Genomic DNA, 14,043 nt, shown 5'->3' with positions numbered 1-14,043 from the left:
GGAACCTCAGCGGCAGCGTTGACACCCGCACCTTGGCGCGACCCACCGCCTGGACGATGAGAGCGTCCGGGACACCGGCCAGAGCCAGCGCCAAGTCGAGTGACCAGGCCGACCACCGGGCGCAGCGCGAACGGTTGACGGGACATCACTTGATTGATCCTCACCCCGATCTGCGACGCTTCCCGCGCCGGTGTCGCGGATCAGCCGGTGTGGCCGGCCGCTGCGACAGTCCCGGCAGTGTGCGGTGGCGACGCGAGGGCGACTTCGCCACGAGGCGCTGCCCGACGGTGTCACGACCGCACGCAGGAAGGTCTCCGGAGCCACGGCGGCCTGCACGGTCACTGATGCACAAGCCGTACACGCATCGGCAAGTCGCCAGAGTCGTCCGCCCCGCTCGCGGGCGAGAAGCCCCGCCCGACCCGGACTTCGAGGCACTCCGCCTGGATTGGCACCATTGGCACGTCAGTTCAGGTGTCGCTCATCCGGCGGGTGACGGCAGGGGCTGGTGCCGCCTGCCGCACGCCATGCTGGGTCCTGCCTTCCTGCACCGACGACGGACAGAAGGAGTGGGGCGCCCTGGGCCGAGGGCGCCCCACTCCCGTGTGTCAGGCCGACGTCTCCGGGCGGTCGGCCTCGGCCCAGTGGGTGTGGAAGGCGCCGGGACGGTCGGTGCGCTGGTAGGTGTGGGCGCCGAAGTAGTCGCGCTGGCCCTGGAGAAGGGCGGCCGGCAGACGCTCCGCGCGCAGGGTGTCGTAGTGGGCGAGCGCGGCCGAGAAGGCGGGCACGGGGATCCCACGGCGGGCGGCGGAGGCCACGGTCTCCCGCCAGGGCACCTGTGCGTCCGTGATCTCCATGGCGAACTCCATCTCGCCGAGCAGGCTGACCAGGTCCGGGTCGGCGGCGTACGCGGCCCTGATGCGGTCGAGGAACGTGGCGCGGATGATGCAGCCGCCGCGCCAGATCCGGGCGACCGCGCCGAGGTCGATCTTCCAGCCGAACTCGCCGGCCGCGTCCTGGATCATCTTCCAGCCCTGGTCGTAGGCGATGACCTTCGAGGCGTACAGGGCGTGCTCGACCTGTGAGGTGAAGCGGGTGGCCTCGGTGCGGCTGAGCGGGGGCGTGGTGCCGCCGGGGAGTCCGGCGTAGGCAGCGCGCAGCGCGCTCTGGCCGGAGGCGGCGCGCGCGAAGGTGGCCTGGGCGATGGCGGTGACCGGGGAGCCCAGGTCCAGAGCGGTCTGCACGGTCCAGCGACCGGTGCCCTTCTGACCGGCGGCGTCGGCGACGACGTCGACGAACGCCAGGCCGGTGGTGGCGTCCGTGTGGGCGAGGATCTCGGCGGTGATCTCGATGAGGTACGAGCCGAGCCGGCCCTCGTTCCAGGTCCGGAAGATGTCGGCGATCTCCGCCGGGGTGTAGCCGGCGACCTGGCGCAGCAGGTCGTACGCCTCGGCGATGAGCTGCATGTCGGCGTACTCGATGCCGTTGTGCACCATCTTGACGAAGTGCCCGGCGCCGTCGGTGCCGATGTGCGTGGCGCAGGGCTCGCCGCCGACCTTCGCGCTGATGGACTCGAACATGGGGCCGAGGACGTCGTACGACTCGGTCGAGCCGCCGACCATGACGGCCGGCCCGTTCAGCGCGCCCTCCTCGCCGCCGGAGACGCCGGCGCCGACGAAGTGGAGACCGCGCTCGCGCAGGGACTCCTCGCGGCGGCGGGTGTCGGCGTAGTGGGCGTTGCCACCGTCGATGATCATGTCGCCGGGCTCCAGGAGCGGGGCGAACTCGTCGATGACGGCGTCGGTGACCGCGCCCGCCTGCACCATGATCATCAGTCGGCGGGGACGTTCGAGCGCGGCCACGAACTCCGCGGCCGACTCGGCGGGGACGAACGCGCCCTCGTGGCCGAACTCCTCGACGAGCGCGCGGGTGCGGCCGGCGGAACGGTTGTGGACGGCGACGGTGTAACCGTTGCGGGCGAAGTTGCGCGCGAGGTTGCGGCCCATCACGCCGAGGCCGGTGACGCCGATGGCGGCGGTTGCGTTCACGAGGTACGTCCCTAGGATCGTTGGCGTGGTCGGAGGGGCGGGCGGCCCCCCGGTACCCCCAGGTACGGACCGTCGGCCGGTTCTTCTCGATCCGTCACCGATTCCTTGTGCCGATCAGCGATTCCGTGCGCCGGTCAGGCCCCGTCGGACCACCCCGGACCGCGCGGACCGGCCTGACCTGCCCGACCGCCCGGAGCGGCATGACCGGCCTGACCGCCTGGACCGGCCGAATGCGCCCGACCCGCTACCGGCGGCGCCAGGGCAGCGCCGCGGGGTCGGCCTCGGTGCTCTCGGCCCGGACCAGGGCCTCGCTGATGGCCTCGCCGATGTCCGCGAACTGGCGCACCTGCTCGGGCGTGAGAACGTCGAACACCGCTCGGCGTACGGCCTCCACGTGCCCCGGGGCGGCCTCCTCCAGCAGGGACCTGCCCTGGTCGGTGAGGAAGGCGAGCTGGCCCCGGCCGTCGGCGGGGTCCTCCCTGCGGTCCACGAGACCGACCTCGCGCAGCCGGTTCACCGCGTGGGTGAGCCGACTGCGGGTGATCTTCAGGCGCTGCGCGAGCTCGGACATGCCGAGGGTGCCTTCCGGGGCCGCGGAGAGGTAGGCCAGCACGCTGTAGTCGGCGTGTGTCATCCCCGCGTCGCGCCGCAGCTGCCGGTTGAGGTGGTCGGCGAGCAGGGTGGAGAAGTCGATGTAGGCCAGCCAGGCTCGTCGTTCGTCGGCGTTGAGCCAGCGGGGCGTCGTGGACATGGGCACACCCTACGGGGTGGGCCCATGTCCGCCCGGAGAGCCGGAACGGCCCCGAACCTGCCACGCCGGTGACGCCCGCCGGCGCGATCTCCCGTGCCCGGGCGCGGACCGAGGTGCTGATCGCGCCCGTCCGCGACACGGCCCTCGGGAGAGTGACCGGCGAAGGCACCGGCCTCTTCCGCCGGCCGGCGGGGCGCCCGGTCAGGTGGTGGCGCAGGCACCGCCGTTGAGTGTGAACGCGGTCGGTGCGGTGTTGGTCGCGCCCTTGCTGCCGATGAAGCCGACGGTGACCGAACCGCCGGCCGGGACGGTGGACGTGTACGAGGCGGGGGCGACGCTCACCGAGCCGCCGCTCTGGGTGGCGGTCCCACCCCACATGTTGCTGACGGTCTGACCGTCGGCGAAGGCGAAGGCGAGCTTCCAACCGCTGATGGCGGTGGTACCGGTGTTGCGCAGGGTGATGTCCCCCTGGAAGCCGCCGGGCCACTCCCCCACGACGCGGTAGCCGACGGAGCAGGACACGGCGGGCGCGCTGCCGGTGGTGACGTTCACCGCGGCGGAGCGGGTGGAGCGGTTCCCGGCGGCGTCGCGGGCGTAGACGGCGAAGGTGTACGCGGTGTTCGCGGTGAGGCCGGTCACGGTGGCGGAGTTGGTGGTCGAGGCGGCGACACCGGTCTCGGTGGTGCCGCTGATCCGCACGACGTCATAGCCGGCGACGCCGACGTTGTCCGTGGCGGCCGTCCAGGTGAGCGTCGCGGAGGTGGCCGTCACCGTGGCCGCGGCCGGGGTGCCCGGAGCGGTCGGGGCCTGGGTGTCGCCCGGGGTCCCGCCGCCGAAGACGGTGGCCTCCTCGGCGGTCTGGGCGATGCCGTTGACGCCGTTGAAGATGCGCTGACCCCATGAACTGAGCTGCGCGGGATCGAAGTCGATCGTCAGGTCGAGGACCGGGTCGGTGTTCCCGCTCCAGGACCAGGCGAGGTAGCCCAGGTCGAGCTGCTGGGCGGTGGCCATCATGGTGTCCTCGTCGGGATCGCCCCACTGGTCGGCGGGGCCGCCGAACTCACCGATGAGAATCGGGAGTCGGGCGCTGACGAAGGCGTTCAGATAGTCGGTGATCTCCGCCGCGGTGTCGAAGACGCTGTACATGTGGATCGAGAAGATCAGGTTGCCGGTGGGGTCGGCGGCGTACACGGACTGGGCGTTGGCGCGCATGACGCCCTGCCAGTCCTGACCCCAGTTGGGGGCGTCCACCATGATCGTGTGCTGGAAACCGGCGTTGCGCAGCTTCTTGATCGCGGCGACGGTCGGGGCGGTCCAGCCCGCCGGATCGGTGTTGCCCCAGGGCTCGTTGCCGATGTTGACGATGATGTAGTTCTCCTGGCCGGCCAGGACGTCCTTCAGGCCGATCCAGTAGTCGGCCGCCTGGTCGAGCGTGCCTGCGGCGGTGTCCTCGCCGTACCCGGTGGTGTCGTGCACCTCCAGCACGCAGATGAGCCGGTTGGCCTTGCACTGCGCGACGACGGTCGCCACGTCCGACGCGCTGTTCGCACTCCAGCGGTGGCCGTCGGCGAGGACGACGCGCACCGCGTTGGCGCCCATCGCCTTGATGTCGGCGAGGGACTGCTGCGTCCTGCCCGGATACCAGGTGTGGGCGTGGTTCACGCCGCGCATGACGAAGTCGTTCCCGTTGCTCTCGACCAGTCGCCCGTCGCTGATGTGCAGGCCGGTGGCTAGAGCGTCGGGCGAACGGGTCTCGGCCTGGGCGGCGGCCGGGCAGAGGGCACCCACGAGGACCAGACCGAGGAGGACCGCGAGCCTTGTCAGCAGCGCGCCAAGGGGGTGCGCCGGCGACGCGCCGCGACCCGCGCTCCTTGCCGTGCCCATGTCCGCGCTCGTATCAGTACTCATGTCCGCGCTCGTATCAGTACTCGTGTCCGCGCTCGTGCCAGTACTCGTGTCCGCGCTCGTGCCAGGGCTCATTGCCGTGCTCATCGCCGTGTCTCTTTCACTGCTTCTCTTCGCGCTTCTCTTCGTGCTCCTTGTCGTGCTCGTTGTGGTGCTCCTTGTAGTTCTCACTGCGACTCCAGGAGTGAGGCCAGGAAACTCAGGCGGCAGAGGGGTGGGGGGCGTGGGGGATGGCGTGTGGGAGCGCTCCCATGAAGCCACTACGTCAAGTACACGTCAAGACCTCGCGCAGGGTCCCGCTGGATGCGGGAAGGCTCCCGAGCCTTGTGGGGAGACCCGTGAACGCATATCGTTTGGCATCAAATGAGACTCGCGAAGGGAAGACCTGGCATGCCGGACCTCACCCACGACGAGTGGCTGCGCCGCGCCAAGACCCTCGAACCGTCCGGCGCCCACCACATCGACGGCGTCGCCGAAAGTGGGGCCGGAGACTCCTTCGCCGCCGTCTCGCCCCGGGACGGCCAGGTGCTGGCGCGGGTCGCCGACGGAGGCGCCGCCGAGGTGGACGCCGCCGTGGCCGCCGCTCGCCGCGCCTTCGACACCGGCCCCTGGCCGCGCCTCGCACCCGCCGAACGCGGCCGGACGCTCCTGCGGATCGCCGACCTGCTCGAGGAACGGCGTACGGAACTCGCGCTCACCGTCACTCTGGAGATGGGCAAGCCCGTCACCGACGCGTACGGGATCGAACTGCGGGCCCTCATCAACACCTTCCGCTGGTACGGGCAGTTGGCGGACAAACTCACCGACGAGTCCCCGCACAGCGCCCCCGACGCGCTCACCCTCGTCACGCGGGAGCCGGCCGGGGTCGTCGGCGCGGTCGTGCCCTGGAACTTCCCGCTCACGCTGGCCGGCTGGAAGGTCGCCCCGGCGCTGGCGGCCGGCTGCACGGTCGTGCTCAAGCCGTCGGAGAACTCGCCGTTGTCCGCCCTGCTGCTGGGCCGGATCGCGACGGAGGCCGGGCTGCCGGCGGGCGTGCTCAACGTGGTCAACGGCCGGGGACCGGTGGCCGGACGTGCCCTCGGGCTGCATCCCGACGTCGATGTCCTGGCCTTCACCGGCTCCACCGCCGTCGGCCGCCACTTCCTGCGCTACGCCGCCGACTCCAACCTCAAGCGCGTCTGGCTCGAACTGGGCGGCAAGTCCCCCAACATCATCCTTCCCGACGCCCCCGACCTGGCGAAGGCCGCCGCCACCGCCGCCTGGGGCATCTTCTTCAACCAGGGCGAGATGTGCACCGCCCCCTCCCGGCTGCTGGTGCACTCCTCGATCGCCGAACGCGTCACCGAGGCGGTCGTGGAACGGGCCCGGGAGCTGCGCGTCGGCGACCCCCTCGACCCGGCCACCGAGATGGGCGCGCTGGTCGGCGAGGCCCACCTCGACCGCGTACGGGACCATGTCGGCACCGGGCTGGCCGAGGGCGCCCGGCTCCGGGCCGGCGGCGAGCGGATCCTCGCCGACACGGGCGGCACGTATCTGGAACCGACGGTCTTCGACCGGGTGGACCCGGGGATGCGGCTGGCCCGCGAGGAGATCTTCGGGCCGGTCCTGTCCGTGCTCGCCTTCGACGACGTCGACGAGGCGGTCCGCCTGGCCAACGCCACCGAGTACGGCCTCGCCGCCGGCCTGTGGACCTCCGACCTGTCCACCGCCCATCAGGTCTCGCGCGCGCTCAGGGCGGGCACGGTCTGGGTCAACTGCTACGAGGAGGGCGACCTGACCGTCCCCTTCGGGGGCGTGAAGCAGTCCGGCAACGGCCGCGACAAGTCCGCCCACGCCCTCGAGAAGTACACCGAACTGAAGACCACCTGGATCCAGCTGTGACGACGCCCGTACGCCCGCTCATCGCGATCCCCGCCCGCTTCTCCGCCACCACCTCCGCGCTCCGGTACGCCGCCGAGGTCAACGCCCGCGCCCTGATCGAGGCCGTCTGGCGGGCCGGCGGTGAACCGGCGAGCATCCACCCCGCGGAGTCCGGCGTCGCCTCCCGCCTCACCCGCTTCGACGGCGTCCTGCTGCCGGGCGGCGGCGACCTCGCCCCGCACCGCTACGGCGCCGCGCACACCCACGGCAGCGTCTACGACGTCGACGACCTCCAGGACGCCTTCGACCTCGAACTCGCCCGGCGGGCCCTCGGCTCGGGCCTGCCCCTGCTCGCGATCTGCCGGGGCCTCCAGGTCGTCGACGTCGCCCTCGGCGGCACGCTGGAACAGGACATGGGCGGACCCGAACGCGCACACCGGCACGTCGTGCACCCGGTGGAGGTACGGCCCGGCACGCTGCTGGAGCGGGCCACCGGCGCGCAGAAGGTGGAGGTCTCCTGCTACCACCACCAGCGGGTGAGCGGCGTCGCGGCGGGGCTCACGGTCACCGCGCGAGCCGCCGACGGCACCGTGGAGGGACTCGAACTCCCCGGCGCGCGAGGGTGGTTCACAGCAGTCCAGTGGCACCCGGAGGACACCGCGCACGAGGATCCCGCGCAACAGGGACTCTTCGACGCGCTGGTCCGGGCCGCCCGCGACTTCCGCTGACACGAGCGGGGCTCCCTCGGGGGTTCCCCGAGGGAGCAGGAGCCTGCGAGTAGGCCGCCCGGCGGCTGTGCCCCGCTCCCCAGAGCCCCGCCGAACGAGGCCCGAGGCCGGACCCTCTCGGGCGAAGCACCAAGGACCGAGGCACAGCCGCCGGGCGCACCACCACCCCAGTAACCGACGCCCGGCGCTCGGTCGGCTGGCACACGACCAGCTGGCGCGCGGTCGCCCGGCGCGCGACCGGTCGGCGCGCGGTCGGCCGGCGCGCGGCCATCCGGCGCGCGGCCATCCGGCACACGACCGTCCGGCACACGGTCGCCCGGCACACGACCGTCCGGCACACGACCGTCCGACGCACGGTCGCCCGGTGCGCGACCGTCCGACGCGCGTCGGACGGCGCGTCGTCGGCTGGCGCGCGGTCGCCCGGTGCGCGGTCGGCCGGTGCGCGGTCGGCCGGCGTGTAGTCGCCGGGTTCGAGGTCGGCCGGGGTCAGGGGGTGGGGCGGCCCATGGGGGGCGATCGGTCGGTCGGACGGGGTCAGGCCTTCGGGCGGCGGCCGCTGCGGCGCGGGGCCGGGGCGGCGCCGTCCAGCAGGGCCGTGCGGCGCTCCTCGCCCTTCTCCTCGACCTGGCGCACTACGCGGCGCAGCCCGTCGGCGACGCTCCGGCACTCGTCGTCGCTGAGCCGGCTCGCCACGAAGGCCTCCTCCTCGTTGAAGGCCGGGAACAGGCGCTTCATCAGCGCTTCCCCCTCGTCGGTGAGGCTGAGCAGGACCAGCCTGCCGTCGGCGGGGTGTCCGGCCCGCCGCAGCAGCCCCCGCCCCTCCAGCGTCCGCGACACGCCGGTGAGCGTGCCCTTGGAGATCCCGGCCTCCTCGGCGACGTGCCGGGTCTCCGACTCGCCCCACACCCACACCACCCAGAGCACGACGAACGCCGTCCACGTCAGGTCCGAGCCGCGCAGTACGGAGTTCTCCAGGTGCTGGCGCACCGCCGAGGCGGCGCGGTAGATGTTGGCGACGACGGCCATCTGCTCCCGCCGCAACGGGATGCCGCCGAGCTTGGCCTCGGCGAGCTTCTCGGCTTCGGCGATGGATCGCTGGCCGGGCATCGGCACACTCCTTCGGCCACATGATGCGTGGGTCGTCGTGTTGTTCGGACTCAAATTGTACGAAACGACAGGCCCGCGGGGAGGGCGCCTCCTCAGGCGGTGAGTGCCGCGACGCGGCGCATCACCTCACGGCAGAACGCGCCGACGCCGGACGGGTCGTCGATGAACTGGTTGGGCTTGACGCAGAACGTGGTGAAGCCCTGTTCCAGCTGTTCCGGGATGCATGCGAGCGCCGCGCCGAGGTCCGCCGTGGAGTGGTCGTCGGGGAAGACCGCCCGGGTGCCGCCGATCATCTCCAGGTCGGTGATGTCCCGGCCGGCCGCGGTCATGGCCTCCGTGAGCGCCCGCAGATCCTGCGATGTCGGCTGCCCCAGCGGATGGAAGCCGTGGCCGTACCGTACGAGTCTGCGCAGGACGGGCCCGCCGAGGCGCTGACCGCCGAACCAGAGCCGTGGCCCGGTGGGGCGGAACGCCTTGGGCTCGAAGTGGACGTCCCGGAACGGGTAGTGCTCGCTCTCGTGCGAGATCGGCGACGCTCCCCAGGCCTTCGCCCAGACGTCGAGGTGTTCGTCGAGCAGCCGCCCGCGCTGTCCGAAGGGGACGCCCAGGGCGTCGTACTCGTCCCGGCTCCAGCTCACCGTCGGCTGCACCAGCAGCCGCCCTTCGCTGATCAGGTCCAGGGTGCCCAGTTCCCGTGCCATCAGCAGCGGGTGGCGCAGCGGCGCCAGGACCGCGGCGGCGGCCAGGCGCAGGCGCTCGGTGACGGAGGCGATCGCGGCGAGCAGGAGCAGCGAGTGGGGCCAGGGGGTGAACGGGTCCTGGTTGCCCGGCAGGGCGTAGTCACGGGGGTTGCCCATGACGCCGTCGGCGGCGGCGTCCGGGCCGAGCACGATGTGCTCGCTGACCATGACGGCGTCGAAGCCGGCGTCCTCGGCCTCGCGCGCCCACCGGATCGCGGCGGGCAGGTCGGCCCGGCCGCCGGTGAGCGTCCAGTTCTCGCTGAGGACGAGCAGCATGCGGGGTGCGGTGCTCATGTCCGCGGTGGTCGTGTCCGCGGTGGTCGTGTCCGCGGTGGTCATGTCCGCGGTGGTCGTGTCCGCGGTGGTCATGTCCGCGGTGGTCGTGTCCGCGGTGGTCATGTCCGCGGTGGTCGTGTCTGCGGTGGTCATGTCTTCTCCTCCGGGTCCCGTCTCGCCTGTCTGCTCTCTCCTCAGCGCTCGTGCACGATCCGGCCGTCGAACACCGTCAGGTCCACCTCGGCGTCCATGAGGGTGTGCGGGTCCCGGTCCAGCAGGGGGCGGTCCAGGACGCACAGATCCGCGACCTTGCCGACCTCGACGGACCCCTTCCAGTCCTCGGCGAAGTCCTGTCGGGCCGGGTTGACCGTGTAGGAGCGCAGTGCCTCCGCCAGCGGTACGCACTGCTCGGGGCCGCTGCGCCGGCCGCTGGCCTTGGACTCCCGCAGCAGCATCGCGGTCACCCCCTGCCGCCAGTCGGGCTCGGTGATCGGCGCGTCGGAGCTGGCGCAGACGGTCACCCCGGCCTCGACCGCCGACCGTACGGGCCACTGGTAGGCGGAGCGCTCGGGGCCGACGACCTCGTCCATCAGGTCGGAGATGGTCCACTTGATGGCCGGGTTCATGTTGACGCCGTAGCCGTGGGCGGCCAGCCTGGCGAGGCTGCGCGCGCCGACGAAGTCGCCGTGGATGACGTAGTGCCGGGCGTCGGGGCGCGGCACGGCGGTGTTCGCGGCGACGAACGCGTCGACGACCTCGTCGATGGCCCGGTCGCCGGTGACGTGCACGCCGAGCTGGAAGCCCGCCTCATGGGCCACGCGGATCATCTCGCGCAGTTCGTCGCTGCGCAGGGCGGGCGTGTCGCCGTGCACGCACAGCGCGCCGTGGCCGCCGTCGGCGTACGGCTCGTTCATCCACGCCGTGCGGTTGGGCGGCACCCCGTCGGCGAAGATCTTGACGCCGATGGCGTTCAGCAGGCGTGGGTCCGCAGTGCGGGGGCGGCGCAGTTCGGCCAGTCCCCTGCGTACGTCGTCGGCCGAGCCGCCCATCGGGGCGGGCAGCAGCAGGACGCTGACCCTGGCCCGGAGTTCTCCGCTCGCGGCGAGCTCGGCGTAGGCGGTCCAGTTGTCGGTGCTCAGCCCGCCGAAGAAGGAGGTGGCGCCGCCGGGGCCGAGTCCGGGCTCGGTGTAACTGGTGATGCCGCGGGTGTGGAGTTCACGCACCACCCCCTGGATGGCCTGGCGGCGCTGAGCGACGGTGGGCGAGGGCAGGCCGGCGTTGACGAGTTGCTGGGCGGCCTCGCGCAGGATGCCGGTGGGCCGGCCGTCGGGGTCGGTGTCGATGACACCGCCCGGCGGGGGCACGCTGGCGGCGTCGACACCGCAGCGGCGCAGCGCGGCGCTGTTGACCCACACGAGGTGCGAGGAGAAGTGGGTCAGACAGACCGGGTTGTCGGGTGCGACCGCGTCCAGGTCCCGACGGTGCGGGAAGCGCCCCGGGTCGGCCAGGGACTCGGCCAGATAGCCGGTGTCCCAGCCCAGGCCGATGATCCAGTCGCCGGGCCGGGCCGCGCGGGCCGCCCGCCCGACGGTGTCGGCGATGTCGGCGATCGACCCGACCGCCGGGTGGCCGACGTCGAGGGCGAAGGGCGGTTTGGTCAAGCCGTAGGCGGCTCCGTGCAGGTGGGAGTCGTTGATGCCGGGCAGCACGGTCCGGCCGCCGAGTTCGACGAGCCGGGTGCCGGGTCCGACCAGGGCGCGCATCTCCGCGTCGCTGCCGACGGCGACGATGTCCCGGCCGCGCACGGCCACGCCCTCGGTCACGGTGAAGTCGGCGTCGACGGTCAGGACCTGGCCGCCGGTCAGGACGAGGGAGGGGGCGCTGTCGTTCACGTGGGTCCTCTCGGAGTGGGGGCGGGGCGAGGGGGTGCGGGTCACCGGGTCAGCCGCGGGCCGAAGAAGGCGAGTGCCGCTCCCGTGACCAGGGCGGTGCCCTGGGCCATCTGCTGGTAGAACGTCGGCACGCTCAGCAGTGTCAGGCCGTTCTGGAGACAGCCGAGGAACAGCACGCCGAGCAGGACGCCGAAGACGGAACCGGAGCCGCCGGTGAGCGCCACCCCGCCGAGGAGGACGGCGGTGAGCACGGTCAGTTCGAATCCGGCCCCCGAGGTGCCGGCGACGACGCTGTCCAGCACCGATGCCTTGATCGCCCCGGCCAGCGCGGCGGCGGCCCCCGTGACGAGGAACAGCGCGAACGGCGTACGGCGGACGCCGATGCCGGAGAGGTAGGCGGCCTCCCGGTTGACGCCGATCGCGAAGACGTGCCGTCCGGCCGGGGTGAGCGCCAGGAACAGGGCGCCCGCGACGAGGACCAGCGCGGCGATGACGACCGGTGCGTCGATTCCGGCGATCCGCGACCCGCCGAGCCAGGCGAATCCGGAGCCGAAGCCGCTCAGCGGCAGCGGGAAGAGCTGCTGTGCGAAGCCGCGCACCGCCGTCAGCATGCCCAGCGTCACGATGAACGCGGACAGTCCCAGGTAGCAGCACAGGACGCCGTTCACGGCACCGACCGCCGCGCCCACCGCCAGCGCGCCGAGGACGGCGACGAGCGGGGACTGGTGCTGCTGCCCGGCGAGCCAGCCGGCCACCAGCCCGCCGAGGGCGAGGGTGGAGCCGACCGAGAGGTCGAGGTATCCGCTGATGACCAGCAGGGCCAGCGGAACGGCCACGATGGCGAGGGTGGCGGCGTCGGTGGCGATCCCGCGCAGATTGCCCGCGTCCAGGAAGCTGCCGGTCGTCAGCTGGAAGACCAGCACCATGACGGCGAGGACGAGGAGCAGCGGATGCCGCCGTACGGCGTTCAGCCCGCCGTCCGCCAGCGCGCGGGGCGTCGGCAGGAGACGGTCGGACGGGGTGGTGGTGGTCGCGGTGGTCATGCCGCTCCTTCCGGGCTCGGGGAGGTCGTGTGGTCGGCTTGGTGGACGGCCGAGAGCAGGGCGGCCTCGGTGAGTCCGGCGCCGGTCAGCTCGCCGACGACCCGGCCGGCGGAGACGATCAGGCAGCGGTGGGCGAGCGCGACGATCTCCTCGGGGTCGCTGGAGGCGAACAGCACGGCGGTGTCCCGCTGTTCGGCCAGCGAGGACACCACCTGGTAGATCTCCTTGCGGGCGCCCACGTCGACGCCCTGGGTGGGCTCGTCGAGGAGCAGGACGTCTACGTCGCGCGCCTCGTTGATCCATCTGCCCAGGACGAGCTTCTGCTGGTTCCCGCCCGAGAAGGCGGCGGCCGGCAGCCGTGGCCGGCGCGGGCGCAGTCCCACGGCGTCGGAGAGGGCGCCGAAGACACGCCGTTCGGCGCGCAGCGCACGCACTCCGTGCCGGGCCAGCGCGCGTACCGACGGGAGCAGCGCGTTGTCCTGTGCGCTGAGCACCGGGAACACCGCCTGCCGGCGTCTGTCCCCCGGGACGAGGGCGAGGCCTGCGGCCAGTGCTTCCGCGGGGCGGGTGGCCGTGACGGTCCGGTCGCCCACGCGGACGGTTCCGCCGGTCGCGGCGCGTCTGCCGAAGAGGGTCTCGAGGATGCGGGTGCGGCCCGCGCCGACGAGGCCGTACAGGCCGACGATCTCGCCCTCGGCGACGGCCAGGTCGACGGGGCCGAAGCGGGGCCCTCGCAGGGCGGTCACGGTGAGTCGGGGGCGCTCGGGGGGTGAGGGCTGCTTGTTGTGTGGCGGCGATACGGTCGTCCGTGGCTGCTCGAGCGGTTCCCCGCGCCCCTCGGGTCGGTTTCCCGGGCCGTGCTCGGAGGACGCCGCTCCTACGATCGCCTCGACCAGGTCTCTTCTCGTCCGGCCCGAGACCGTCGACCGGTGGCTCACCCGGCCGTCCCTCAGTACCGTCACCGCGTCCGCCAGCCGCTCCACCTCTGCGAGCAGATGGGTGACGTAGACGATGGCCAGCCCTTGGTCCCGCAGGTGTTCGACCCGCTCGGCGAGGGCGTCGCTCTCCGCCGCGGACAGGGCGGCGGTGGGTTCGTCCAGGACCAGCACCGAGGCACTGCGGCTGAGCGCCTTGGCTATCTCCACCAACTGCCGCTGTGCCATGGGAAGTTCGCCGACCCGGTCGCGGGGTGAGCAGGTGGCCGTGACCCGCTCCAGCAGACCGGCCGCCACCTCTTCCTGGGCGCGCCGGTGGACCGTTCCGTACCGGGTCCACTCCTGGCCGAGGAAGATGTTCTCGGCCACCGTGAGGGAGTCGACGACGCTGAGCGTCTGGAAGATGATCGCCACGCCCGCGGCGATCGACTCGCGCGGACTCAGCCGGGTGTACGTGGTCCCGGCCACCTCCATCGTGCCGGTGTCCGGCGGGAACGCGCCGCCGAGACACTTGATCAGGGTCGACTTGCCGGCGCCGTTGTGGCCGAGGAGCGCGTGCACCTGGCCCGCCGGGACGGTGAGGTCGACGCCGTCCAGCGCGCGGACGCCGCCGAAGGACTTGCCGAGGCCGCTGACGCGGAGCGTCGGTTCCGTCATGGCGGGCCCCTAGGCACTGTCTGACAAAGGATCTTGGGTGGGTTCGCGGAGCCAGAGGATGAGTGCGGCCAGGTGGACTCCGGCCTTGTAGCGGGTGGCGAGTT

10 protein-coding genes and 1 pseudogene are annotated in these 14,043 nt (G+C 72.5%); 3 read left to right on the top strand and 8 right to left on the bottom strand.

Annotated features, from left to right (window positions below; translation table 11 throughout):
• Positions 1-56: 56 nt before the first annotated feature.
• Positions 57-536: pseudogene (locus ACFWBD_RS08960) on the top strand (DUF6083 domain-containing protein); the annotation flags it as partial.
• Between the two features lie 69 nt (positions 537-605).
• Here ACFWBD_RS08960 and gndA read toward each other — a convergent pair.
• The 3 genes from gndA to ACFWBD_RS08945 form a co-directional block, all read right to left on the bottom strand.
• Positions 606-2,045, bottom strand: coding sequence for an NADP-dependent phosphogluconate dehydrogenase (gene gndA / locus ACFWBD_RS08955; protein WP_385664722.1), 1,440 nt, complete (start codon positions 2,043-2,045; stop codon positions 606-608).
• A 244-nt stretch (positions 2,046-2,289) separates the two neighbouring features.
• Positions 2,290-2,796 (bottom strand): MarR family winged helix-turn-helix transcriptional regulator, encoded by a 507-nt coding sequence (locus tag ACFWBD_RS08950; protein WP_385664720.1) that lies wholly within the window; start codon positions 2,794-2,796, stop codon positions 2,290-2,292.
• Between the two features lie 201 nt (positions 2,797-2,997).
• Entirely contained in the window at positions 2,998-4,680 is a 1,683-nt protein-coding gene (locus ACFWBD_RS08945; RefSeq protein ID WP_385665276.1) for a cellulase family glycosylhydrolase, read from the bottom strand.
• Between the two features lie 411 nt (positions 4,681-5,091).
• Between ACFWBD_RS08945 and ACFWBD_RS08940 the strand changes: the two genes are divergently transcribed.
• Complete coding sequence (locus ACFWBD_RS08940; RefSeq protein ID WP_385664717.1) at positions 5,092-6,582, top strand: aldehyde dehydrogenase; 1,491 nt, start codon at positions 5,092-5,094, stop codon at positions 6,580-6,582.
• Positions 6,579-7,289: a gamma-glutamyl-gamma-aminobutyrate hydrolase family protein gene (locus tag ACFWBD_RS08935; protein ID WP_385664714.1), complete on the top strand. Its 711-nt coding sequence runs from the start codon at positions 6,579-6,581 to the stop codon at positions 7,287-7,289. Before ACFWBD_RS08940 ends, ACFWBD_RS08935 begins: the two co-directional genes overlap by 4 nt.
• A gap of 534 nt (positions 7,290-7,823) precedes the next feature.
• Here the strand turns inward: ACFWBD_RS08935 and ACFWBD_RS08930 are convergent.
• The 5 genes from ACFWBD_RS08930 to ACFWBD_RS08910 form a co-directional block, all read right to left on the bottom strand.
• Positions 7,824-8,396 carry a MarR family winged helix-turn-helix transcriptional regulator gene (locus ACFWBD_RS08930; RefSeq protein WP_020126034.1) on the bottom strand — a complete coding sequence of 191 codons (573 nt, stop codon included), beginning with the start codon at positions 8,394-8,396 and terminating at the stop codon, positions 7,824-7,826.
• A 92-nt stretch (positions 8,397-8,488) separates the two neighbouring features.
• Entirely contained in the window at positions 8,489-9,430 is a 942-nt protein-coding gene (locus ACFWBD_RS08925) for an LLM class flavin-dependent oxidoreductase (RefSeq protein ID WP_385665273.1), read from the bottom strand.
• A 176-nt stretch (positions 9,431-9,606) separates the two neighbouring features.
• Positions 9,607-11,304 (bottom strand): amidohydrolase, encoded by a 1,698-nt coding sequence (locus ACFWBD_RS08920; protein WP_385664710.1) that lies wholly within the window; start codon positions 11,302-11,304, stop codon positions 9,607-9,609.
• A 41-nt stretch (positions 11,305-11,345) separates the two neighbouring features.
• Positions 11,346-12,347 carry an ABC transporter permease gene (locus tag ACFWBD_RS08915; RefSeq protein WP_385664707.1) on the bottom strand — a complete coding sequence of 334 codons (1,002 nt, stop codon included), beginning with the start codon at positions 12,345-12,347 and terminating at the stop codon, positions 11,346-11,348.
• On the bottom strand, positions 12,344-13,939 hold the full coding sequence (locus tag ACFWBD_RS08910; RefSeq protein WP_385664704.1) for a sugar ABC transporter ATP-binding protein: 1,596 nt from the start codon (positions 13,937-13,939) through the stop codon (positions 12,344-12,346). The genes ACFWBD_RS08915 and ACFWBD_RS08910 overlap by 4 nt, the downstream gene beginning before the upstream one ends.
• Between the last annotated feature and the right edge of the window lie 104 nt (positions 13,940-14,043).

This window comes from Streptomyces sp. NPDC060002 (assembly GCF_042737245.1).
Taxonomy (GTDB): domain Bacteria; phylum Actinomycetota; class Actinomycetes; order Streptomycetales; family Streptomycetaceae; genus Streptomyces.
This window is presented reverse-complemented; position numbering and strand designations above follow the sequence as displayed.

Excerpts from the sequence above, each read along its gene's own strand:
- ACFWBD_RS08915 (WP_385664707.1), bottom strand. The coding sequence starts at position 12,347 with ATGACCACCGCGACCACCACCACCCCGTCCGACCGTCTCCTGCCGACG.
- ACFWBD_RS08950 (WP_385664720.1), bottom strand. The coding sequence starts at position 2,796 with ATGTCCACGACGCCCCGCTGGCTCAACGCCGACGAACGACGAGCCTGG.
- ACFWBD_RS08945 (WP_385665276.1), bottom strand. The coding sequence starts at position 4,680 with ATGGGCACGGCAAGGAGCGCGGGTCGCGGCGCGTCGCCGGCGCACCCC.
- ACFWBD_RS08930 (WP_020126034.1), bottom strand. The coding sequence starts at position 8,396 with ATGCCCGGCCAGCGATCCATCGCCGAAGCCGAGAAGCTCGCCGAGGCC.
- ACFWBD_RS08925 (WP_385665273.1), bottom strand. The coding sequence starts at position 9,430 with ATGAGCACCGCACCCCGCATGCTGCTCGTCCTCAGCGAGAACTGGACG.
- ACFWBD_RS08940 (WP_385664717.1), top strand. The coding sequence starts at position 5,092 with ATGCCGGACCTCACCCACGACGAGTGGCTGCGCCGCGCCAAGACCCTC.
- ACFWBD_RS08910 (WP_385664704.1), bottom strand. The coding sequence starts at position 13,939 with ATGACGGAACCGACGCTCCGCGTCAGCGGCCTCGGCAAGTCCTTCGGC.